The sequence below is a fragment of the Corallococcus aberystwythensis genome (genome assembly GCF_003612165.1).
Taxonomy (GTDB): domain Bacteria; phylum Myxococcota; class Myxococcia; order Myxococcales; family Myxococcaceae; genus Corallococcus; species Corallococcus aberystwythensis.
In genome coordinates this window covers 1-22,885 of record NZ_RAWK01000161.1, presented here as the reverse complement: position 1 = coordinate 22,885, position 22,885 = coordinate 1, and the positions used below count along the sequence as shown (strand labels likewise).

Annotated in this window: 17 protein-coding genes; 6 read left to right on the top strand and 11 right to left on the bottom strand. The window is 70.9% G+C overall.

Translation table 11 applies throughout. The features are described 5' to 3' along the window. Positions 1 to 175 precede the first annotated feature (175 nt). Positions 176 to 1,729 (top strand): M91 family zinc metallopeptidase, encoded by a 1,554-nt coding sequence (locus D7W81_RS24985; protein WP_120557903.1) that lies wholly within the window; start codon positions 176 to 178, stop codon positions 1,727 to 1,729. On the opposite strand, the gene D7W81_RS24980 is transcribed toward D7W81_RS24985, so the two are convergent. The 5 genes from D7W81_RS24980 to D7W81_RS24960 form a co-directional block, all read right to left on the bottom strand. Next, positions 1,726 to 2,043: a protealysin inhibitor emfourin gene (locus tag D7W81_RS24980; RefSeq protein ID WP_120557902.1), complete on the bottom strand. Its 318-nt coding sequence runs from the start codon at positions 2,041 to 2,043 to the stop codon at positions 1,726 to 1,728. The two genes, D7W81_RS24985 and D7W81_RS24980, sit on opposite strands and share 4 nt — an antisense overlap. A gap of 17 nt (positions 2,044 to 2,060) precedes the next feature. Further along, positions 2,061 to 3,158 (bottom strand): M4 family metallopeptidase, encoded by a 1,098-nt coding sequence (locus D7W81_RS24975; RefSeq protein WP_244227408.1) that lies wholly within the window; start codon positions 3,156 to 3,158, stop codon positions 2,061 to 2,063. Between the two features lie 171 nt (positions 3,159 to 3,329). After that, complete coding sequence (locus tag D7W81_RS24970; protein WP_208721447.1) at positions 3,330 to 3,776, bottom strand: acyl-CoA thioesterase; 447 nt, start codon at positions 3,774 to 3,776, stop codon at positions 3,330 to 3,332. 23 nt (positions 3,777 to 3,799) lie between these two features. Beyond that, positions 3,800 to 5,107 carry a hydroxyacid-oxoacid transhydrogenase gene (locus D7W81_RS24965; RefSeq protein WP_120557900.1) on the bottom strand — a complete coding sequence of 436 codons (1,308 nt, stop codon included), beginning with the start codon at positions 5,105 to 5,107 and terminating at the stop codon, positions 3,800 to 3,802. 77 nt (positions 5,108 to 5,184) lie between these two features. After that, on the bottom strand, positions 5,185 to 7,314 hold the full coding sequence (locus D7W81_RS24960; protein WP_120557899.1) for a WD40/YVTN/BNR-like repeat-containing protein: 2,130 nt from the start codon (positions 7,312 to 7,314) through the stop codon (positions 5,185 to 5,187). A gap of 233 nt (positions 7,315 to 7,547) precedes the next feature. Between D7W81_RS24960 and hflX the strand changes: the two genes are divergently transcribed. Continuing rightward, positions 7,548 to 9,242 carry a GTPase HflX gene (gene hflX, locus D7W81_RS24955; RefSeq protein WP_120557898.1) on the top strand — a complete coding sequence of 565 codons (1,695 nt, stop codon included), beginning with the start codon at positions 7,548 to 7,550 and terminating at the stop codon, positions 9,240 to 9,242. Between the two features lie 18 nt (positions 9,243 to 9,260). On the opposite strand, the gene D7W81_RS24950 is transcribed toward hflX, so the two are convergent. The 3 genes from D7W81_RS24950 to D7W81_RS24940 are packed head-to-tail and all read right to left on the bottom strand — an operon-like array spanning position 9,261 to position 12,315. Continuing rightward, complete coding sequence (locus D7W81_RS24950; protein ID WP_120557897.1) at positions 9,261 to 10,397, bottom strand: ABC transporter permease; 1,137 nt, start codon at positions 10,395 to 10,397, stop codon at positions 9,261 to 9,263. Continuing rightward, a complete protein-coding gene (locus D7W81_RS24945; protein WP_120557896.1) occupies positions 10,394 to 11,320 on the bottom strand; it encodes an ABC transporter ATP-binding protein in 927 nt (308 codons plus the stop codon). The genes D7W81_RS24950 and D7W81_RS24945 overlap by 4 nt, the downstream gene beginning before the upstream one ends. Further along, positions 11,317 to 12,315, bottom strand: a complete 999-nt coding sequence (locus D7W81_RS24940) for an HlyD family secretion protein (protein WP_147445611.1) — start codon at positions 12,313 to 12,315, stop codon at positions 11,317 to 11,319. Before D7W81_RS24940 ends, D7W81_RS24945 begins: the two co-directional genes overlap by 4 nt. A gap of 334 nt (positions 12,316 to 12,649) precedes the next feature. Here D7W81_RS24940 and D7W81_RS24935 point away from each other — a divergent pair, with 334 nt between their 5' ends. Together D7W81_RS24935 and D7W81_RS24930 are read left to right on the top strand one after the other, a co-directional pair. After that, complete coding sequence (locus tag D7W81_RS24935; RefSeq protein ID WP_147445610.1) at positions 12,650 to 13,999, top strand: sensor histidine kinase; 1,350 nt, start codon at positions 12,650 to 12,652, stop codon at positions 13,997 to 13,999. Further along, positions 13,996 to 15,357 (top strand): sigma-54-dependent transcriptional regulator, encoded by a 1,362-nt coding sequence (locus tag D7W81_RS24930; protein ID WP_120557893.1) that lies wholly within the window; start codon positions 13,996 to 13,998, stop codon positions 15,355 to 15,357. Before D7W81_RS24935 ends, D7W81_RS24930 begins: the two co-directional genes overlap by 4 nt. A 4-nt stretch (positions 15,358 to 15,361) precedes the next feature. On the opposite strand, the gene D7W81_RS24925 is transcribed toward D7W81_RS24930, so the two are convergent. Beyond that, positions 15,362 to 16,387 (bottom strand): hypothetical protein, encoded by a 1,026-nt coding sequence (locus D7W81_RS24925; RefSeq protein ID WP_120557892.1) that lies wholly within the window; start codon positions 16,385 to 16,387, stop codon positions 15,362 to 15,364. Positions 16,388 to 16,631: 244 nt separating this feature from the next. On the opposite strand from D7W81_RS24925, the gene D7W81_RS24920 reads away from it, so the two are divergent. Beyond that, positions 16,632 to 17,510 carry a hypothetical protein gene (locus D7W81_RS24920; protein ID WP_120557891.1) on the top strand — a complete coding sequence of 293 codons (879 nt, stop codon included), beginning with the start codon at positions 16,632 to 16,634 and terminating at the stop codon, positions 17,508 to 17,510. Between the two features lie 61 nt (positions 17,511 to 17,571). Here D7W81_RS24920 and aac(3) read toward each other — a convergent pair whose 3' ends face one another. Continuing rightward, positions 17,572 to 18,372, bottom strand: coding sequence for an aminoglycoside 3-N-acetyltransferase (gene aac(3) / locus D7W81_RS24915; RefSeq protein ID WP_120557890.1), 801 nt, complete (start codon positions 18,370 to 18,372; stop codon positions 17,572 to 17,574). A gap of 206 nt (positions 18,373 to 18,578) precedes the next feature. Here aac(3) and D7W81_RS24910 point away from each other — a divergent pair, with 206 nt between their 5' ends. Beyond that, a complete protein-coding gene (locus D7W81_RS24910; protein ID WP_120557889.1) occupies positions 18,579 to 19,703 on the top strand; it encodes a right-handed parallel beta-helix repeat-containing protein in 1,125 nt (374 codons plus the stop codon). 69 nt (positions 19,704 to 19,772) lie between these two features. Here D7W81_RS24910 and D7W81_RS24905 read toward each other — a convergent pair. Further along, the coding region (locus D7W81_RS24905) for a DUF2135 domain-containing protein (protein ID WP_120557904.1) at positions 19,773 to 22,885 on the bottom strand (3,113 nt) is incomplete at its 5' end.

Sequence of the window (22,885 nt, the reverse complement as noted above, 5' to 3'; positions counted from 1 at the left end):
CCTCTGAGCCCACCCTCCCGGACGAGTCATTCCGAGGGGTTGGCCTGGAATCAGCAGGGGCGAGGCAACCGGCGTCACACTTCCGCGACAATCCCCTTCGGGCGGCATTCATCCGCTCCCCGGCTGCCGTCCGCCGGACCCGTACCGGGTGTCTCCGTCACCCGCGAGAAGCGACATGACCTCCATTGGCAAGCCCGGTTCGCGTTCCACCCCGTCCCCCGTGAGCACGCAGCCTGCGAAGGCGCCCGCCCCGGCGAAGCCCAACGCGGTGAAGGCCGCCGTCGCGCAGCGGATGTCGGACGGCTTTGACGCGGCCCCTCGCACGGGCGCGGCGTCCCGGCAGCTGGTCTCCACGGAGATCCGCTCCCCTGCGCGCAACGGTGAGGGCGCGGCGGGCCTTGGGGCCGCGCTGGGTCAGGCGGCGGGCAAGGCCGCGGGCAAGGCCGCTGGTGGCATCGGCGAAGCGCTGGGCAAGCTCGCGGGCCGCGTGGGCAGCGCCCTCGCCGGGCCGCAGGTGAGCACGAACGCGGACGGCCGCACGGTGGTGGACCTGGGCGCGGGCAACAACACCGCGACGGTGTCTCAGAACAAGGACGGCGGGCTGACCGTCAAGTCCGGCAGCGACACGGTGACGCTCACCGCGGAGCAGGCCAAGGGCGCCATCATCAACGGCGGTGACGGCAACGACTCCATCACCCTGGACTCGAGCGTCACGCAGGACCTCACCCTGGACGGCGGCGCGGGCAACGACAAGCTCACCGGCGGCAAGGGCAACGACACGCTCGTCGGCGGCGCCGGCAACGACACCGTCATCGGCGGTGACGGCAAGGACACGCTGCAGGGCCAGGACGGCGACGACTACCTGGAGGGCGGCGCGGGCGATGACCGCATCCTGGGCGGTGAGGGCCGCGACGTGCTCTACGGCCTGGACGGCAACGACTACGTGTCCGGCGGCAACGGCCGGGACTACATCGACGGTGGCGCGGGCAACGACCGGGCCTACGGCGGCGAGGGCGACGACCAGGTCATCGGCGGGCGCGGCAACGACACGCTGAGCGGCGGGCGCGGCAACGACGCGGTGGCCGGCGGCGAGGGCGCGGACAAGGTGTCGGGCGGCACGGGCACCGACAAGCTCTACGTCGAGGAGAACGAGACCACCGCCGACGCGACCGCGGGCGAGCGGGAAATCGTCGACATGACGAACGCGGACCAGCGCGGCCGCTCGGTGACGGTGTCGGGCAGCGCGGAGTTCCAGGCGCACACACAGTCGGACCTGGACGCGATGCGCTCGCTGCCTTCGGGCCAGGAGCTCTTGCGCACGCTGGACGACAGCGGGCACACGACGACCATCAAGCAGACCGCCGATGGCAACAGCGCGTCCGCCCAGAACAAGGACGACGCCTGGTTCAACGCGGACGGCACGCCGGGCAAGGGCACCAACGGCACGGTGAACTACAACACCACGCGCATCTCGCTGGGCACCGAGGACTGGCAGAACCGCCCGCCCGTCGTCGGCCTGTTCCACGAACTGGTGCACGCCTCGGACTACGCCAACGGCACGCTGGCGAACGGTGCGAAGGACGGCGTGAACAACCGCGAGACGTCCGCGGTGGGCCTGCCCATCGACCTGGACCAGAACCCCGCCACGCCGGACGTGGTGCAGGGTGGCCGCCCCGGGGAGAACGTCCTCCGCGACGACCTGAACCTGCCCACCCGTCCGCACTACTAGGCGCTGCCCCGCGCGGCCTGCTGGATGAGCTCCAGCAGGGAGCGCAGGTGCGGCTCCTTCACGGGCTCCACCATCTGGACGGAGTGCCGCCGCCCGCCATCATCCTCGATGGTGACGGTGTAGCGCGTCCGGTCCGCGCCCGCCGTGGGCCCTCCGCCCACGGTGGCCGGCTGTTCGAAGAAGCGCGCCTCCCGCACCTCCCGCTGGAGTGCCTCCGCCGTCGCGGGAGGCAGGGCCGCCAGGTCCACGGTGCGGGGCCTGGCGAGGCCCGGGAAGAAGGCGATGCCTCCCTCTCGCTTGAGCTCGATTCGCATTCAGTCGACCCCAGAGCCTAGTGCTTGCGCTGCACCGGCTGCGCGGCCTGCTTCGGCAGTTGCGGAGTCCAGGCCGGCGCGCCTGCCCGCTCCTTGGAGACCTTGATGCCCACCTGGTTCCAGGCGTCGCGCACGATCTGCTCCTCGTCGCCAGCGCCGAAGAGCCGGACGGCCGCCGTCACGGTGAGCCGGGCGAAGGAGAGGAACGAGGCGTTGGGCTTCAGCCGGGAGTCGCGCAGCGTCTCCAGCCAGATGAGGCCGGCCTTCTCCCACGCGAAGCCCTTCATGCTGGTGGCCGCGATGCAGAAGGCCTTGTTGGGGATGCCGGAGTTGATGTGCACGCCGCCGTTGTCCTCCCACGTGTTCACGAAGTCCTTCATGTTCGCCGGCTGCGGGTCCTTGCCGAGCACCGGATCATCGAACGCGGTGCCGGGGTCCTTCATGGAGCGCAGCGCCTTGCCCTGGACCTGGGCCGTGAGGAGCCCCGCGCCGATGAGCCAGTCGGCCTGCTCCGCCGGCTGGTTCAACAGGCGCTGCTTCACGAGCGAGCCGAAGACGTCCGACATGTGCTCGTTGAGCGCGCCCGCCTGGGAGAAGTAGGCAAGCGGGCCCTCGTGCTCCGTCACGCCGTGAGCCAGCTCGTGCCCAATGATGTCCACCGCGATGGTGAAGCGGTTGAACAGGTCGCCGTCGCCGTCGCCGAACACCATGCGCTCGCCGTCCCAGAAGGCGTTGTCGTAGCCGCTGCCATAGTGGACGTGCGCATTCAGCGGCATGCCGTTGCCGTCAATGGAGTTGCGCCCGAAGACCTCCCAGTAGAGGTCGTACGTCCCGCCGAGGCCGACATAGGCCTCGTCGCATGCCGCGTCGCCGGTGTCATCCGACCCCTCGTTGCGGGCCACCATTCCCGGAAGGGCTTCGGAGTTCTTCACGTCGTAGACTGTGCGGAGCTTCTGGCTCTCCACGACCATGGGGCCGGGGATCATCCGCTTCGCGGCCTGCGGCGCACCGCTGCTCGACAGGCGGATGGCTCGCAGGGTGGTGTCAACGGAGAGGGTCCGCAGAGCCCGGGTGCGCTGCTGTGGCGAGCCGTTCTGCGCGATCCTGCGATTCAAGTACGGCGGCAGGATGCAGTGGTGGGAATGCCAGAGTCTGGAGTTGCAGCACATCGCCCATCTCCTTCGTAAGGGGTACACGAAGACGATGGTGATGACGCAAGGCCGTGCTCGGGACACGGGACGGCAGGGGCTCCCCGGCCGCCAGGGAGCCCTTGCGGCGCTTCGCGCTCAGGCCTGCTCGGGTGGCGTTACGAGCAGCTTCGCCAGTGCTTCCCGCAGCCGGTAAGGCATGGCCACGGACTTGCGCGTCTGGCGGTCCACGAAGACATGCACGAAGTGCCCCTCTGCCGCCGCCTGCTCCTCCCCCTCCTTGAAGATGGCGATGCCATAGGTGACCGAGCGGTTGCCCAGCCTGTCCACGCGCAGGCCCGCCCGCAGGCGCTCCGGGTACGCGAGCGGTGCGTGGTACGAACACTTCGACTCCACCACCAGCCCGATGACCGCGCCCGTGTGGATGTCCAGGCCGCCTTCGTGGATGAGGTAGTGGTTCGCGACGGTGTCGAAGTAGCTGTAGTAGGTGACGTTGTTGATGTGGCCGTACGCGTCGTTGTCCATCCACCGTGTGGTGATGGGCAGGAAGTAGCGGTAGCGGTCGGCCGTCTGTGCATCGGACACGGGAGGGACCTCCGGGTGCGGGGTTACCAGTAGCGCAGCGCCTGACGGAACAGCTCCGTGAGCACGGGCCGGGTCATCTCCCGGGGCGCGTTCTGGAGCAGGCGCTGCTGCGGGATGGCGCCCTCCGTGAGCGCATCCACGTCCGCGCCCGTGTAGCCCACGCCCTCCAGGCCGTTGGGCACGCCCACCGCGCGCATGAGCTGGGCGATGCGACCCGCCAGCACCTCACCCGCGTCCCTGCTGTCCGCGCCGCGCACCTCCGCGCCCAGGAAGCCCGCGGCCTCCAGGTGGCGCTCGGGGTTCGCTGACGCCGTGTAGCGGAACACCGCCGGGGCGTTGACGATGACGGCCAGGCCGTGCGGCACCAGCGGCGCGTCCTGGGGATAGCCGGCGGGACGGAAGTCGCGCACCCGCCCGGCCACCGCGTACGCCATGCCGTGCGGCGCGTGCACGCCCGCGTTGCCGAACGCGATGCCCGCGAGCGTGGCCGCCCACATGAGCTGCTCGCGGGCCTCCGTGTCCTGCGCGTCCCTCACGCCGCGCTCCAGGTACAGGCCCATCAGCCGCAGGGCCTCCCGGCAGCCCAGGTCGCTCCACGGGTTGGCGCCCTGGCTCATGGGCCGGAGGCTGGGGCGCGCGGGCGCGGGACGGTGGACGAAGGGCCGCGCCGTATAGGACTCCAGCGCGTGCGACAGCACGTCCAGCCCGCTGGCCGCGACGACCTCCCCGGGCAGGGTCGCGGTGCAGTCCGGGTCGATGAGCGCCTCGGTGGGCCGCAGCGCCGGTAACGCGATGCCCGTCTTCGCGTGCAGCGACAGCAGGTCGAAGATGGTGATGCCCGTCACCTCGCTGCCCGTCCCGGACGTGGTGGGGCACGCGATGTGCGGCTTGAGGGGGCCGGGCACCGCTCGCCCCTCCCCCACCGGCGCGTTCACGTACGCGAGGAAGTCCGCCGGATGCGTGGCGTAGAGGTTCGCCGCCTTGCAGGTGTCGATGACCGAGCCGCCGCCCAGCGACACGTAGCCATCCGGCCGGGCCTCGGAGGCGAAGCGCGCCGCCGCGAGGAAGGACTGGTCCGTGGGCTCGACGTGCACGTCCGTGAAGACGACCACGTCCAGCCCCGCGGCGAGCAGGGACTGGCGCACCTTCTGGAAGTGCGGCAGCCGCGCCACGCGCGCGTCGGAGAACAGCGCCACCCGCTTCATCCCGAGCGCCCGCGCCCGGTCGCCCACTTCGGTGAGACAGCCCGGGCCGAAGGTGATGCGGGAGGTGTCCACCGTGAAGGCGCTGTCGCAGCCTTCCTTCACGGCGGGGTAGTGACAGCAGCCCATGCGCGCTCCTTGGCGGACGTGTCCCGCCCCAATCTACAGGGCGGGACCGGGCCAGGGGCCGTCGCGAAGGGCCGGTGTCAGGGTCTGTGCAGGACCGCCGAGTCCCCCACGAGCCACAGCTCCGAAGAGGACGGCGCCCACACGCCCCGGAGGACGCGCCGGGTGCCGGTGGTCTCCGCCGTCCACTTCCCGCCGTCGAGGCGCAGCAGCGTGCCGTTGTCGCCCACGGCCCAGACCTCCGAGGCGGAGCGCCCCATCAGGCCGTTGAGCTGGGACGAGGTGCCGCTGGCCACGGGAAGCCAGAGGATGCCGTTGTAGTGCAGCAGCGTCCCCCCGGCCCCCGCGGCCCAGACGTCCGCCGGCCCGCTGCCCCACACCGCCTTCAGGGACACGCTGGTGCCGGAAGTCATCGTGCTCCAGGCAGCGCCGTCCCAGCGCAGGATGGTGCCTTCGTCGCCCACCGCGAGGGCCAGCGAGGGCCCCTGCACCCAGACGGCGTTGAGCGCCACCTCGACTCCCGTGGGCTGCCGCGTCCAGGTGGTGCCGTCGAAGTGGACGGCCTGGCCGGACGCGCCCACCGCCCAGAGCTCCGTCTCGGACGCGCCGTGGATGGCATGCAGGGCCAGCGACCCCTCCGCCTTGTATTGCGTGTTGAAGCGGGTCCCGTCGAACCGGTAGATGCTGTCGTGGAACGACGACGTCACCCAGACCGCCGTTGGGGACGCCGCGTAGACGCCCGACACTTCGTCGGTGGTGGAGTTCTCCAGCTTCGGCTCGAGCCAGCCACCGCCGTTCCAGTGCAGCACGCGGCCTGAGTCTCCCACCGCCCACACGTCCGACGGCCCCGTGCCATGGATGGCCCGTGCCGCCCTCAGCGTGCGCAGCGGCGCCGTGGAGTTCCACGCCTGCCCGGTCCACTTCTGCACCTGTCCACCCGGGCCGAAGGACCACACGTCGTCAGGCCCGCTGCCGGTGATGGCGCCCACGGCGTCCTCATCCGTGTCCGTCCACTTCGTGCCGTTGTAGACGTAGCCGAAGTCCTCGCCGCCGGTCAGCACCAGCGAGGGTGACGCGGCGTACACGTGGAACAGCTGATCCGAGGAGCGCAGGGACTGCTCGACGCCCAGGGGCGTGGTGCGGAACACCTGGCCGAAGTCGTCACAGAAGATGCAGGGGTCGTCGGAGGCAACGGTCCAGACGTCGTTCGGGCCGGTGCCCGTCACCTCGTGGAAGTCGATGTCCGTCGTGCCCGCGTCGATGCTGGAGACGGTGGTGCCGTCGTACCGGCGCAGCGTCCCGGACTGCCCCACCATCCAGACATCCGAAGGCCCGCTGCCCCACACGCCGTTGAGCGCCTTCGTCGTGGACACGTCCACGTCCTGGAAGCCGCTGCCCCGCTCGCGCCGCACGGTGCCGTTGGCCCCCACGGCCCAGATGTCGCTCGGGCCTGAGGCCCAGACGGAGTTCAGGTCGCGCGTCGTCCCGGAGCTCACGGCCGAGAAGGCCCCGCCCGTGGTGGAGTGGAGCACGGTGCCGCCCGCGCCCACCGTCCACACGTCCGTCGCGGAGAGGGCGTGCACGTCACGCAGGGAGGTCAGCGTCCCGCTGGCCACGCGCGTCCACTTCGTTCCGTCCCAGTGCTGGATGAAGCCGTCCTCGCCCACGGCCCAGCCGTCATTGGCCGCGCGGAAGTGCGCGCCCTGGAAGCTGTAGCCGTGGGGCAGCGGGTACTCCCAGCACCAGCCCTCGCTGCACTCGCGGTTGGCGGCGGGGATGCCGCAGGTCTTCTCCACGCCGCGCCCGCCGCACACCTCCGGCGCCGTACAGGTCCCGCAGCGGATGGTGCCGCCGCAGCCATCCGGCTCGTCACCGCACTCGACCCCGGGGCTGCACTCCGTCTTCTGCACGGAGCAACCACAGACGTTCTCCTTCCCACCTCCGCCACAGGTGCCGGGCGCCGCGCAGGTACCGCAGTCGAGCGGCTTGCCACAGCCATCCGTCGCGTCACCGCAGTTGAAGCCCTGCGACTCGCACGTCCTGGGAAGACAGTCGACGTCGTCGTCCCCGCAGCTGGCGGCGAAGGGCGCCACGCACAGCAGCACGAAGGGGAGGACCACCCTCCCCCATCGCTCGAGGATTGAACGCGGCGCGCACTGCGGGTGCGAAGTCCGCACCGCACCCACCGCGAAGGAGTTGTCATGGGACATGGGCATCTCCAGACCGGACGCGGGCGTGAAACCCGCGAAACCACGGGGGCGTGGCTCCGGTGTGGAGAAGGTTGCAATCGGCGGTCCGGTTGGATCGCCGCACCCCCACAGGCGCTCCAGCGGGCCGCACGATGACGCGGCCCGCCGGGATGACGCGTCGGGCTGCAACGGGGTGCTTAGCCTGAATGGTGGACCCGGCAGCACCTGCTCCCGACGACAGGAAGGCCACTGCGATGCCCGCCATCCATGGAAACACCCAGGGGCTCAAACCCAGTCAGCTCCAGCGCCTGGAAGCGACCTGGCGCCAGCACGTGCGGCCTGATGAGGTCGTGAGCGCCGAGCTTGCCAGCCATCTCTGCGGGCTCACCCGGGAGATGGGCCGCCAGGTGGGCGTGCTCCTCGACCGGCGCGGCGACATCGAGCACGTCATCGTCGGCGATGCGACCCGGCTGGAGCTTCCCGACGTGGGCCGCATGCGCGCGGGGGACACGCGCCTGCGAGGACTGCGGCTGGTGCACACGCACCTGAAGGACGAACCCCTCACGCCGGACGACATCACCGACCTCGGGCTGCTCCGCCTGGACCTCGTCTGCGCCATCGAAACGCGCCCGGACGGCCAGCCGGGCAAGGTCTACCTGGGCCATCTGGCTCCGGAGCCGGTCGGCCCCCGGGAGCGGTTCTGGAAGACCGTGATGGTTCCGGACGTGCACGCGCTGGACGTCGACCCCGTGGCGCAGGCGGAGGAGTTGGAGGAGGCCTTCGGCCATGCCATCGCGGGCCAGGAGGTCATCACCCAGGGGCGGGCCCTGCTGGTGGGCGTGGCCATGGAGGGCCGCGCCGCCGCGGAGGCGTCCATGGCCGAGCTGCGGGAGCTGGCGCGCACGGCGGGCATCGAGGTGCTCGACGTGGCGTTCCAGGCGCGCGGACGGGTGGACCCGAGGTTCGTCGTGGGCCAGGGGAAGCTGGAGGAGCTGAACCTGCAGGCCCTGCGGCTGCACGCGGACATGATCATCTTCGACCACGACCTGACGCCCGCGCAGGCGCGGCACCTCTCCGACCACACGTCGCTGAAGGTGCTGGACCGCACGCAGCTCATCCTGGACATCTTCGCGCAGCACGCGCACAGCGCCGAAGGCAGCCTCCAGGTGGAGCTGGCCCAGCTGCGCTACCGGCTGCCGCGGCTCGCGCAGCGCGACGAGGGGCTCTCCCGGTTGATGGGCGGCATTGGCGGGCGCGGGCCCGGTGAGACGAAGCTGGAGATCGACCGCCGCCGGGTGCGCGACCGCATCTCGCTGTTGGAGAAGCGCATCGACGCGGTGGCGGCCAGCCGGCAGGTGCGCCGTCAGCGCCGCGTGCGGCATGACGTGCCCATCATCTCCATCGTGGGCTACACGAACGTGGGCAAGTCCACGCTGCTCAACCACCTGACGGACTCGGACGTGGTGGTGGAGAACAAGCTCTTCGCCACGCTCGACCCCAGCAGCCGCCGGCTGCGCTTCCCGCGTGACCGCGAGGTCATCATCACGGACACGGTGGGCTTCATCCGGGCGCTGCCGCGCACGCTGGTGAGCGCCTTCCGCGCCACGCTGGAGGAGCTGGCGGACGCGGACCTGCTGCTGCACGTGGTGGACGCGTCGGACCCGGCGTACCGGCTTCAGATGGAGGCCGTGGAGAAGATCCTCCAGGGCCTGGGGATGCAGGACACGCCGCGCCTGCTCGTGTTCAACAAGAGCGACCTGCTGGAAGGCGGCGTGGAGGGTGTCATGTCGAGCCTGGAGGCCCATGCGAACGACGGCATCGCCATCAGCGCGCGCACGGGCGAAGGGCTCACGGAGCTGCTGCTGCGCACGGAGGAGCTGCTCTGGCACGAGGGCAAGTCGCTCACCGCCAGCGGCCGCTCGTTCCAGGAGGAGCCCCTCCCCTACTGACCCGGCGCGGCCGAAGCGTCAATCCAGGGTGGTGCGCGACCGCCCGAGCGCCGCGCCCGCCACCGCGAGCACGAACAGACCCAGCGCGAGCAGGTCGTTCCCCATGTCCGCCAGCACCTGGTCCTTGAGCAGCGCGCCCCGGACGATGCGCAGGAAGTGCGTGACGGGGATGATCTCCCCCAGCACCCGCGCCCACGGCGGCAGCCCCAGGAAGGGGAAGGCGAAGCCGGAGAGGAAGATGGACGGCAGCATGTAGAACATGGACATCTGCATCGCCTGCAACTGGCTGCGCGCCAGGGTGGAGATGAGGTAGCCCAGCGACAGGTTGCCCACGATGAACAGCACGATGCCGCACGCCAGGGCCAGCCACCCCGCGGGCGTGCGCGCCATGGGCACCGAGAACAGGACGCGCGCCATGCCCAGCACCACGACGGTCTGCACCAGCCCCACGACGACGTACGGCGTGAGCTTGCCCACCATGATCTCCGCCGGCGTGGCGGGCGTGGACAGGAGCGTCTCCATGGTGCCGCGCTCGCGCTCGCGGGTGACGGCCATGGCCGTCATCATCACCAGCGTCATGGACAGGATGATGCCCAGGAGGCCTGGCACGATGTGGAACGGCGAGCGGCTCTCCGGGTTGTAGCGCCGGTGCACCACCACCTCGAAGGCGGGCGCGGTGGACCGGGGCGCGCCCAGCCCCAAACGTTCGTGGCGCAGCGCCTCCGTGGGCAGCACGCTCACCGCCGCGAGCGCCCCGGCCGCGGCCTGTGGGTCGGAGGCGTCCGCCTCCGCGAGGATTTGGGGCCGCTCTCCCTTGAGCAGCCGCCGGGTGAAGTCCGGGGGAATGGTGATGCCCAGCATCACCTGTCCCCGGCGGATGAGCTGATCCAACTCCTCATCCGAGCGCGGCAGGTAGCGCACGTCCACGTAGCCGGTGCGCTCCAACGCGGCGACGACGGAGTCCGCCACCGTGCTGGTGTCGTGGGACAGCACCGCGGCGGGCAGGTGCCGGGGGTCCATGTTGATGGCGTAGCCGAAGATGAGCAGCTGCATCACCGGCATGACGAGGATCATCGCGTACGTGATGCGGTCGCGCCGCAGCTGCGTGAACTCCTTGAGCAGCACGGCCAGGATGCGCGGAAGCGAGCCCGTCATGACGTGTACCGTTCGTCGCGCTCGCGACCCATGAGCTGGATGAAGACGTCCTCCAGGGAGGGCGGCACCTCGCTCCACCGGAAGGGCTCCTTGCGCCAGGGGACGAGCGCGGCCTCCAGGGCCTCGCGCTTCAACCCGCTGACGTGCACGGCGGCGCCGAACGCGGAGGCGCTGAGCACGCCGTCCGCCCTGGCCAGCAGGTGCGCCGCACGGTCGATGCCCGGCCCTTCTCCCAGGAACGTCACCAGCCCCGAGTCCCGGATGATGGCGTCCGCCGTGCCCCGGGCGATGAGGCGCCCATAGAGGATGTAGCCGATGTCGTGGCAGCGCTCCGCTTCGTCCATGTAGTGCGTGGACACCAGCACCGTGAGGCCTTCCGCGGCGAGCGTGTGGATTTCATCCCAGAACTCGCGGCGGGCCTTGGGGTCCACGCCCGCGGTGGGCTCGTCCAGCAGCAGCAGCCGGGGCTGGTGCAGCGTCGCGGCGGCCAGGGCCAGGCGTTGCTTCCATCCCCCGGAGAGCGCCCCCGCGAGCTGCTGGCGCCGGTCGAAGAGGCCCAGCCGGTGGAGTGTGTCCTCCACCCGCTCACGCCGGTTGTCCAACCCGTGGACGCGCGCGACGAAGGCCAGGTTCTCCTCCAGCGTCATGTCCTCGTAGAGGGAGAACTTCTGCGTCATGTAGCCCGTCTGGCGCTTGATGGCGTCACCCCGGGCGCGGAAGTCCATGCCCAGCACGGTGCCCTCGCCGCTGTCGGGCGTGAGCAGACCGCACAACAGCCGCAGCGTCGTCGTCTTGCCGGAGCCGTTGGGCCCCAGGAAGCCGGTGATGCGCCCGGTGTCCACCGCGATGGAGACGTCCCGCACGACGTGCCGGTCGCCAAAGGACTTGTTGAGCCCGCGCACGTCGATGGCCCGCGCGTTCATCGCTCCACCTCCACCGGCGCCCCCTTCAGCGGCGTCACGTCAATGGGCTGCCCCGGCAGCAGGTGCGTGGGCGCGGAGGGCACGGCCTCCACCAGGAACACCAGCTTCTGCCGCGTCTCCAGGCTGTAGATGATGGGCGGTGTGTATTCCGGGCGCGGGGCGACGTAGTCCACGCGGGCCGTCATCCCGGTGTCGCAGCCGTCGCAGGCGATGGCCACGGCGGTGCCCGGTGGGAAGGACGCCACCCGCCCCTGCGGCACGTAGAAGCGCACCTTCAGCTTCGCGTCCGGGATGATGCTGACGACGGGGGCGTTGGGCATGGCCCACTCGCCCTGCTGGAAGAGGACGTCCTCCACGCGGCCCACCACGGGGGACACGGGCGCCAGCTCCACGACCTGCTGCTCCGCGGCGGCGACCCCCGCGCGTCCACTGACGAGCTGGGCGCGCACGACCTCCAGCTGCGCGCCCGCCGCCGCCACGTCCGTGCGGGCCGCGTCGCGCAGCGCATGGGCCCGGGTCGCGGTCGCGCGCAGCAGGTCCAATTGCTGGGGCGTCACCGCGCCGTCCATCGCCTTCTGGACGGCGACCAGCCGGGCCAGCTCCGCGTCCGCCCGGTCCGCCTCCGCCTGCGCGGCGATGAGCGAGGCACGGGCGCGGGCCACGTCCGACTGGCGCGCGAGGAGCTGCGCCTCGACCTGTCCCACCTGCGCCCGCGCCTGGTCCGCCCGCGCCGTCATCGACGTGGGCTCCATGCGGAACAGCGGCGTGCCTGGCTCCACGCGCTGCCCGCGCACCACCGCGACGGACGCCACCATGCCGGCCACCGGCGAGGACAGGTAGACGTTGTCGCTGACGACGTAGCCGGTGAAGCGCGGCGGCGGCTCCGCGACCGGCCGCCGCAGCCACAGGATGCCGCTGACGATGATGGCGACCAGCACCACCGCCGCGACGATGCCGCGCTTCGAGTGTTTCGATTTCCTCGCCGGTCCCGACACCCGTGCCTCCTGGCGCGGCCCTCGCCGCGAATGGAGCGCCCCCTCCGGACGCGCGGCGGGCTCACGCTACGCCGGCCGGGCCTGGGGGGGCCGCCTCTGGCCCACGGGCCTGTCCTGAACCCGTGTCCTGGCATCACCTTGAGCACCGGACGTGCCAGCACTGAACGCCAGGGGCGCCCCCGGGGGCAGGGCCCTCCGCTGTTCGGATTTCCGGCGCCGGCGCCGGGCCGCCGAACAGGAAGCGGCGGGACGGGAGGGCCGGCCGGGGCACGCGGGCTGGGGCATCCGCCTTGCTTGGGCATAGGGTAGCGCCCACGGTCCAGGAGGACGCGCCTTGCATTCCCTACCCCAGCCCACGGCCGCCGGAGTCGAACAGGTCCAGCGTGAGGCGTTCTCGCGCATGTTCCGGCAGGTGACGAAGGTGCTGTCGTTCCTGAGTCCCCTCCCGGTAGTGATGGGGTCGCTGGGCCTCATCGGGGACACGTCCGCGTGGCGCCGGTGGTGCGTGGCGCTGGCGTTGGGGCTCGTGCTGGTGGGGCTGGGGGTCGCCCTGTCGTGGCGGCGTCAGCCGGTGGTGTCGCACGAACAGGGCACGGTGTTGCCGCTGGTGGCGTTCCCCCTGTTCACGGTGGTGAACCTGTCGCTGGGAGGATTGGAGAGCCCGCTCATTCCCCTGGTGCTGCCAGTGGCCTTCGCCACGGCCATCCTCTTTCCACCCGCCAGGGCTCGCAGGTGGGTGGGCTACATCCTCGCGTTGGTGGGCGTGCAGGCGGCGGTGACCTTCACCGGCGCGGTGGGCGACCTGGTGCCCGCGCTCTTCAGGGGAGGAGCGCGCGCGGGGCACAGCGACGCACTGCTCGTGACGATGCTCGTGGTGACGACGTTCCTCGTCGTATGGGCGAACTTCATCGGCACGACGATGCGGCACACGTTCCGGGGCATGGTGCGCACGGCGTTGGATGCGCGGGACGAAGCCCTGAAGGCGCACGAGGAACGGGTGCGCTCGCTCACCACGTTGTCCGGAGAGATTGCCCACGAGTTGAAGAACCCGCTGGCGAGCGTGAAGGGCCTGGCCGCGATGATTGCCCGCGAGGTGGAGGGCCGGCCCGCGGAGCGGCTGGCGGTGCTGCGCCGGGAGGTGGACCGGATGCAGGAGATCCTCGAAGGGTTCCTCAACTTCTCCCGGCCGCTGCTCCCGCTCAACGAAGCGCACGTGCCTCTGGACGGCCTGTGCCGGCAGGTGGCGGAGCTGCACGAGGGCATGGCGGGAGAGCGCGGCGTGGGGCTGCGGGTCACGGAGGGGCCACCGGTGGAGGCGTGGTGCGACGCGCGCAAGGTGCGGCAGGTGATGATTGACGTGGTGCAGAACGCGCTGGACGCCGCGCCCCGGGGCACCACGGTGGAGCTCCAGTCCTGGACGACGCCGGGAGGCGGAGGCCGCGTGGAGGTGCGCGACCGGGGACCCGGGCTCGCGGACGAAGTGCGGGAGCGCGTCTTCGAGCCGGGCATCACCACGAAGCCCCATGGCTCCGGGCTGGGCCTGGCCCTGTCCCGGGCGCTGATGCGCCAGCACGGCGGTGAGCTGAGCCTGCGCGCCCGTGAAGGCGGAGGCTGCGTGGCGGAGCTGCTCCTGCCGCCCGCGCCCACCCTGGCCGAAGCGCCCCGAAAGGAGGCCCTGCCGTGAAGGCCCGCGTGCTGGTGGCGGATGACGACGCGGGCGTGCGCTACACGCTGCGCGGGCTGTTGGAGGACGACGGGCTCACCGTGGAAGAAGCGGTGGACGGTGAGGCCGCGCTCGCGCGTCTGGACTCGGAGCCGCCGGTGGACCTGGTGCTCAGTGACCTGCGCATGCCGCGCGTGGACGGCATGGAGCTCCTGCGCCGCGTCGCCGCGCGTCCGCACGCGCCTCGCGTCATCCTCATCACCGCGCACGGCTCCGAGCGCCACGCCGTGGAGGCCATGAAGCTGGGCGCGCTGGACTACTTCCGCAAACCCTTCGACGTGGACGACGTGCTGGCCGTGGTGCGCCGTGCGCTCGGCATGGTCCGGCTGGAGGCGGAGAACGAGCGGCTGTCCGGCGAAGTGAACCTGCTGCGCTCACTCGTCTTCGTGTCGCCGGCCATGGCGCGGCTGGCCCTGCTCATCCAGCGCGTGGGACCTCGCGACGTGACCGTGCTCATCACCGGCGAGAGCGGCACCGGCAAGGAGCGCGTCGCGGAAGCCCTGGTGCGCGCCTCTCCCCGCGCGGACAAGCCCTACGTGCGCTTCAACTGCGCCGCGCTCACGCCGGAGCTCGCGGAGGCGGAGCTCTTTGGCCACTCGAAGGGCGCGTTCACCGGCGCCGTGCGCGCCCGGCCGGGCCTCTTCCGCGAGGCCTCCGGAGGCACCCTGCTCCTGGATGAAGTGGGAGAGCTGGCCCTGCCCCTCCAGGCGAAGCTGCTGCGCGTCCTGCAAGAGGGAGAGGTGCGGCCGGTGGGCGAGGACCGCTCCTTCCCGGTGGACGTCCGCGTCCTGGCCGCCACCCACCGCGACCTGCCCCAGCGCGTGGCGGAGGGCCGCTTCCGCGAGGACCTCTACTATCGCCTCAAGGTCGTGACGCTCCAGGTGCCCCCGCTGCGAAGCCGCCCGGAGGACATCGCCGCGCTCGCGAAACACTTCCTCGCCCGCCACACCGAGCGCTTCCGCATGCCGCCGGTGCCCCTGACGCCCGCGCTCCTGGAACGCCTCACGGCCCATCCCTGGCCCGGCAACGTGCGCGAGCTGGAGAATGCCCTGGAGAGCGCCGTGGTGCTGTCTCCCGACGGCACGCTGGACCTGGAGCTGTTGCCCGGAGGCACCACCGCGCCCCAGTCCCTGCCCACCGGCGCGACCCTGCGCGAGAAGCTGGACGCGCACGAGCGGGAGCTCATCCTCGCGGCGCTGGCGGCGTCGAAGGGCCAGCGTACGGAGGCCGCGAAGGCGCTGGGCATCGGCCGCGCCACGCTGCACGACAAGCTCCGCAAGCACGGCCTGCTGAGCGAGGACGACGAACCGGAGCGCTGAAGGTTCACGGCTCCGGAGGTCCGGGCTCCGGCGCTGTCTTCACCTCACAGGCGTAGCTTCCGGAGCGGGCTGCCGGTGTCCGGGGGTGGCAGGCGAGGACGGGCAACGGCGGGGCGCCTGCGGGAAAGGGGAAGCGGGCCTCGGCCAACTCACAGTTGGGCGCCGAGGGGTCGAACCAACTGCACGCCCTTGCCGGCAGACGCTCCATCGGAAGCCACTCCGATTTTCGACTCTCTTGCTCGTCACAAACCTCCTGTGCCTCGCGAGGGTCGACACAGTGGAAGGCAAACAGCTTCGCCGCCCTCTGACGGAGTTCCAATCGTTTGCACCAACGGAGCTGGACCCGCCGCTCGCAGGCTTTTCGCGCTCGGGATGTCCCAGAGCCTTCGGTCAACTCGAACGCTCGGCCCTCCCGCGACATCCCGAACAGCACCCGGTGCTCCTCGTCCGTCTCCGCGTACTCGGTCGTGAAGAACGGTTGACCCTTCTTCCACAGCACCTCCGCTTCCGAGTGCGAAGCAGGTGTGGCGGGAGGCAGCTCTGGGGGAGCCACCAGACGTCCTCCAATCGCATCAATGTCACACGCCTTGCAGCTCACGGCTTCACGCTGGAGCGACACGGGCACCGGAGGAAGAACACCCGTGCGGAGCCAGGTCAGCTCGCTGTCATCCGAAAAAATCCTGCGGCTTCGCGAGCAGCGCCAGACCTCCTCCGGGCTGGTGTCACCGGCATAAAGCAACCATGTCTGGCCCGGAGGCAGGGACAGGAGGCAGTCGCCACTCCACCCATAGGGGAGTTGCAAGACGTCACCCACCTTCACGCTGCCCTTGAACGCCTCCACGACGTCCACGGTGGCGAAGCCGTCAGACGGGTTCTCTTGGTCACGAACCCGCCCCAGGTAGATGAACCCGGCCTGGGCCCGAGCCTCCTTCAACGTGCTGGCAAGTCCTTGCGTGCCATAGAGACATGAACAGGCCCACCCGGACGCGGGCATCGCCAGCCATCCCACCAGCATCGCGATCTTGAACATGGAGGAGAGTCTAGCCACACATTGGCCTGCCGTGCTGGAGGGACAGTGCATACGCAGGCAGCGTGACGCTGGAGGATGCCACCACGCACGCTGCCGGAGCACCTCCACGTCATGGCGTTTTCCGCCCGGAACAATCGCTGAACGCACTGCGCGTGCGCGACGCACTCCGGCCATGACGCCCGGTGTGCACTGGCTCGCTCACGCCAATTGACAAAGCCTGGAAAATCGGATTTCCATTTTTACCATGAACTCCCAAAAGGCAGTGTTGTGCACGGTGGTGCTGGCCTCGGTCGCCTGTGGCGGTGAGGCATTCGAGGATGAGTCTGTTTCGGCGGAGAACCTGGCCACCACGCGTCAGGCGGCCTTCTCCGGCGTGAACGGGACGGTGTGCGAGGAGAGCGCGTACAACTGCAAGCTGCGGCCCTCCGGCGGCAACCGCGTGCAGACCAACGACACGAGCGACGACGACTCCTGGGCCATCACCCCGGGCGTGCCCATCCGCGACGGCAACGGCACCGTGGTGGGCACGTCCACCCGGACGAGCTCGCTCTTCAACTACGGCCAGACACGCACGTTCGCGGGGGAGCTGCACGCGTTCGCGACGTCGACGTCCAACTCCAGCGCGGGCTGGCTGCCCATGTCCGCCATCCTGGGCCGCACCTCCTTCGAGGGCAAGGTCGGCCACGTCTCCGCGCTGAGCTCCGGGCTGAGCAAGATGGCGTGCTACGCCGTGCGCAACTGGCACGACACCAGCATCGAATTGAAGAAGGTGGTCTACGACAGCGAGGCGACCCACGAGCGCGCGGGGGACTACCTGCCGCTCGTGCGCGCCAACGGCTTGCGCTCGGCGAACCTCACCTTCAACGTGCCGGGCTTTGGCCTGGGCGGCGTGGCGGTGGACCACTTCCCCGCGGGCACGAAGTTCCAGCGCCTGGACGTGCCGACGACCAACGGTGCGCCCTCCATCGACATCCCGCTCTGGGTGCAGGACAGCGCGGGCCGCTACCGCCAGCAGTCGGGCACCATGAAGTTCATCTACGGCTATGTCATCGCCGCCACCGGCACCCGCCGCAACGGCTGGATGGCCTATGACGCGCTCGAGGTCAGCTCCGGCTGCCCCTGAGGCCCCCTGTCGCACCGGGACCCGGGTCATCTTCCGGGTCCTCCACAACGGGAACCTGCCTTCAGCGGGGGAACGCCTCCAACCACGCAACGCCACGCCGGACCAACCGGCGTGCGTCAAAGAGATGTGACGGCGCCTGGGCGACCGTGCCGGACCGGCCGATTCCCTCCGCGAGGCACTGCTCCCCGATGCGCGTGAAGGGATCCACGCTGGACGCACGCAGGGCGTCGGTCACGGGCTCGCTGGTGTCGAACTCCTCGAAGTCCACCCAGCGCCGCTCGCCGTCGATGAGCAGCGGCCGCTGGTAGCGCACCACCCGTTTGCCGGGGAGGTCCGCCAGGTGCTCGGCGTGGTGCAGCACCGTGAGCGTTTCCAGCGGGGCGCCGAGCATCAGCACCTTGCCCTCCGCCTCCACCAGCCTGGCCAGCGGCGAGCCGGGGCCGTAGCCGTAGGGAAGGGGGTGGTTCGCGCAGAGCCACTCCGCACGCGCGCCGATGGCGGCCATGCCTGCGTCCGGATGGTCGCTGCGGACCGCACCGGGCCAGGTCCGGAGCGTCTCCGCCAGGATGCCGTGGTCGCGGGCCGCCCGCGCGGTGCGCTTGTCGAAGGTGGGGATCTCCTCCCGGAGGCGCGCGTCCTCGAAGTCCTCCGGCTCCACGCCCATCTCCCAGTCCAGGTACGCCATCAGCGTGCCCCGGGCGCCCACCGTGTCGAGCAGCGCCTGCACCACGGTGTTCACCCCTCCCAGGACGGGCCCCAGGCTCCGGAGGCCCGCATGGACCATCACGACGTCGCCCTCCTCCAGGCCCAGGCGCAGCAAGGCCTCCCTCAAGCTGGTGCGGGTGGCGGGTGCCGTCGTCATGGTGCTCCGTCCTTCCTGTCGCAGTGCACGCAAAGGATAGCAACAGCCCCGCCCCCGGGGCGCGAGAGGACCGTCGTCCTCCACCCAATGCCCTGACACCGTTGGGCGGACTGGGGCGCGCGATGCGGTGTGAGCAGCCTCCCCGCGCGGGGGCGGAAGGTCTGCCGCGAGGGGGAAGCATCATGCAACGGATAAGAGGTGGGGTCGTGACATGGCCCCTGGCGCTGCTGCTCCTCGCGAGCACGACCGCGAAGGCCAGCCCCCCGGAGGAGCCGGAAGCCCTGGAGGCCCGAGCCGTCCGATGCGGCGAGGTCCTGACCCGGAACACGCGGCTCACGCGCGGCCTCGTCTGCCCGGGCACACCGGAGCCCGCGCTGACGCTTGCCGCTCCGGGCATCGTGCTCGACCTGGGAGGCCATACCGTGCGCCGCTCCGGGCCCGCGACCGGCGACTCGGTGGGCATCGTGGCCGGGGAAGAGAGCACGGTGCGCAATGGCACGATCCGTGGGTTCAACTCGGGCTACGTGTTCGACAACGGGCCGGTGCGATTGCACCAGCTGGCCCTTCTCAACAACCAGACCGCCATCTACCACCGCCAGGGCTATGCAGAGGTGCTCATCACGGACTCACGGCTGCGCGGGAACGCCGTGGGGATGCGCAGCGAGTTCGACGCGGCCAATGGCGTCGTCGAGGTGCGGGGGACGCAGTTCACCGGAAACGGGACCGTGCTGTTCGTGGATGACCACGAGGTCAACGTGTCCGGCTCGACCTTCACGTCGAACACGAACGTCCTGTACTGCTTCTACGGCCGGGTCCGCTTCCGGTCGAGCACGCTCGCCTGGAACACCTCCGTGGCCGACCTGACCTGGAACAGCAGCGCCTTCGACAATTGCTGGGAGCTGGTGTTCGACAACACCGTCATCGCGAACAACACCGCGTTCGGGACGCCCGAGCATCCTCACTGGGAGCCGTTCGACTTCCAGCTGCGCAACTCATGGGTCATCAACAACGGCGGGGGTCTGCGCGTCTCGACCCGGACGCTCGATGTCCGGAACAACCTCTGGTGGGCCAACGCGGGAGGACTGACCGTGGCGGACCTGCCTGAGTTCGAACCCATCCCGCTCGAAGGCCCGATCCAGAACAACCGCTTCCTGTCGAACAGGGGTGACGGACTGCGTGTCCTCCCGGGCAGCACCCCCACCCTCACCAGGAACGTCTGCCAGCGCAACACGGGCTGGGGCATCCACGCACCCACGGCCATTGACGGAGGCGGCAACACCGCCCGCGGCAATAGCGCGGGAGGCTGCGTGGGAGTCGTCTGCGCCCCGTAGCGACCGTTCAGCCTGGGCACGGCCTGCACCGGCGCGGCGGCCTCCATCACCGCCTGGCTGCGCCGGACGTCACGGGGAAGGCTGCGCCGGCACGCGGTCCTTCGCCACCACCAGATACTCGCTCCGCAACAACAGCTGGGCGTTCGCGTTGGGCAGGATGCGCACCTGGAAGCGCCGCTGCGCCATGTCCTCCGGCGTGAAGACGTTCCGGTCGCTCACGAGCAGCAGCGCCGTGGGCACCACGTACCGTGCCGAGTTGTTGCCGTAGTAATGCACCACCACGTGGTACGGCCCCGGAGCCGCCTTGCGCGCGTGGTACAGCTCCGGCCCCAGGCCGTCCGTGATGTCCCAGTACAGCTGCCCGCCCAGCGACGTCTCCTTGTGCCGGTAGAAGCACTTCTCGCCGTTCGGCTCGATGACCCACAGGTCGATGTCCGTGCTGTCCGAGTTCCAGTGCGTGGTGAGCTGGTAGTCGATGGGCTGGGCGTTCGCGAAGAGCGCCCCGCCGACCGGGCTGCGCAGTCCGGCTCGACGCTCCCTGAGCACGGGGGCCACCTCCGCGAGCCGGGGCTGCCGCTCCAACCCCGCCAGCATGCGTGCGTAGTGGAAGCTCGCCACCGTCCGCAGCTCCTCTGCATGGCGCTTCCAGGAACGGGCCAGGACGATCTCGTAGTTCCGGGCGGCCTCCGAATAGCGCCCGGACGCGTCCAGCGCGAGCGCCTCCTCCAGGAACGCCTGCGCCTCGAAGGGGCGGTTGAGGCGCACGTGCTCGAAGAGCTCCGCCGCGGCCGGGTACTGCCCCAGCGCCAGCAGGCCGTACCCCACCAGGCGCAGCGCCTCCGCGTCCCGGGGCCGCAGCTCCACGGGCGACGACAGCGCGCGCACCGCGCCCCAGGTGTCCCCGGAGAAGGCCCGCTTCCGGGCCACCGCCTCGTAGATCATCACGTCGTCCCGGTTGTCCCGGCGAGCCTTGCGGTAGACCAGCTCCGCCTGGAGCCGCTCGTCACCGCCCGCGTAGGGCGCGTCCCGCAGCGGCTGGCGCCGCAGGAGCGCGGGCAGGCCCTTCTGCTCGGCGAGCCGGGCCACCACCGCGCGCCCCGGAGCGGGCACCTCATCCAGCGCGACGCCCAGGAGCTTGTCACGGCGCTGGTCCTCCTCCCTGCGCCGCAGCGACTCCAGATTCTCCAGGTCCACCTGTTCGTCGCGCACGGCATAGCGCGTGTAGTCGCCCTCGGACTCCAGCACGAGCATGGACGCGCGGGCATTGGCCAGCCGGTAGTGCTGGCTGAGCGCCACCACCATCCGGTCCAATCGCTCGTCATCCAGGGACACCAGCCGGGACACGAAGAGCTCCGCCCACGCGCGAGGCGCGAAGGCGCTGTCCTCATCGAGCGGCAGGGGGATGCGCAGCGTGCGCTCGGCTCCGGGGCCCGCCTGGGTCACCACCTCCAGCGCCGCGTCTCCCTTCCCTGGCAGCCGTCCCGCCACCTGCAGCTCCTGCCCCGGAAAGACGAGGCGCGGCCGTCCCGCGACCACCAGGTCCTTCACATCCGCGCCCGCCACGGACACGCGGGACAGCACCACGGACGCCGCGCGGTGCGCCTTCGCCGCGGCATCCACCTCCGAAGCGGACAGGACGCTCACGACGCGTCCACCGCTGGAGCGCGCCAGCGCGTCGAAGAGCTCCGTGTTCACCGCCGCCTCGCCAAAGCGGTACGTCACCCAGCGCAGCGACTCCACGGACGGGTGCCGGGAGAGCAGCGCGTCCACGCGGCTCTGTCCCCAGGTGACGTTGCCGTCGGAGAGCAGGAACGCCGTCACGCGCTCCCCGGAGGCGGAAGGCTTGAGCCATTCACGCCCGGCCCGGTCCAGTTCCTCCAACGCGCCGTCCACGTGTGACGCGCCCTCCAGGTAGACGCGCTCCAGCTCCGCGAAGCTCGCCTGGCGGTGCGCCGCGTCGTTCGGGCGGAAGCCCGGTCCGTGCAGCCAGCGGGGGCGCACGTCGAAGAGGAGCACCGCGTACTCCTTCAGCGTCGCGTCCTTCTCTAGAAGCGCACGCAGCGTGGCCGCCTGGATGGCCCAGGCGTTGCCGTCCTCGGAGGACAGCGAGGTGTCCACCACCAGCACCGCGCGGCCCGTGGGCGGGCCCTCTGCGCCGGACGTGAGCCGCTCCGGCAGCCGCACCCGCGCATGGAAGGCGCGGCCCGCGAGCCCCGCGGCGTCCGCGCCGACCAACACATCCGCGTCCGCGCCGCGAGGCTTCAGGGCCACCCCCAGCGCGCCATCTCCCGCGAGCTTCGGGAAGTCGTAGACCTGCCAGGTGCCCACCGTGCGGGCCTTCGCGCCCGGCTCCGGCTGCACCGCGACCTCCGGGGCCTGCCGGGGGTCCACGTGCACGCGGGCGGAGACGCGCAGGTCCTTGCCGGTTCCAGGAGGCAGCGGCCACGTGTAGCGCAGGCGGGTGCCGTCGAAGAGGAGCGTCTGCTCATAGGCGATGACGACGCGCTTGAGCGACTTCGGAGGCAGGGGGAAGACGCGGGCGCTGAAGGTGGACGCGCCCGACCATTCGAGCAACGCGGGGTCCACGTTGCGGCGCACGACGTCCTCGTACACCTCCCGGGCGCGCTTCTGCTCCACGACGCGGGCCTCCTGGATGTCGCCCCAGGAGCGCTTCACCCCACGGGCCGCGGGCGGCGCGGAAGACGCGAGCCGCTCCAAGTCCGTGGAGTCGTCACCCAAGGGAGGCAGCAGGTCCGGCGACTGGAACAGCGAGGGCGTGTCCACCGTCACCGCCCCCGAGTACAGCGCGAAGCCCGCCACCGTCGCACCACCGGGGAGCGGGTAGTAGAACGTGCCTTCGAGGTTGCGGCCGGTGTCGTTCTCGAAGAGGTGGTCCACCACGGTCCGCGCGCGGGAGCCCTGGATGTACGTGACGACGCGCACGGCGCGGGCCTTGAGGGGCTGGTAGCGGCCGTCGTCGCTCATCACCAGCACCTTCGCGGCGCGAGGCGCGGCCTCCACGCGAGGGAGCACGGGCTTCGGCGCGTCCGGCTCGGCGGGGCCGCCCTTGGATTTCTTGGGCGCAAGGCGGGCCTGATCCGCGGCGGGTGCCGCCCCCGAGCCTGCGCCTCCCGCGATACCTCCGATGACTCCCCCGGCCACACCGCCCTCCACCCCAGCGG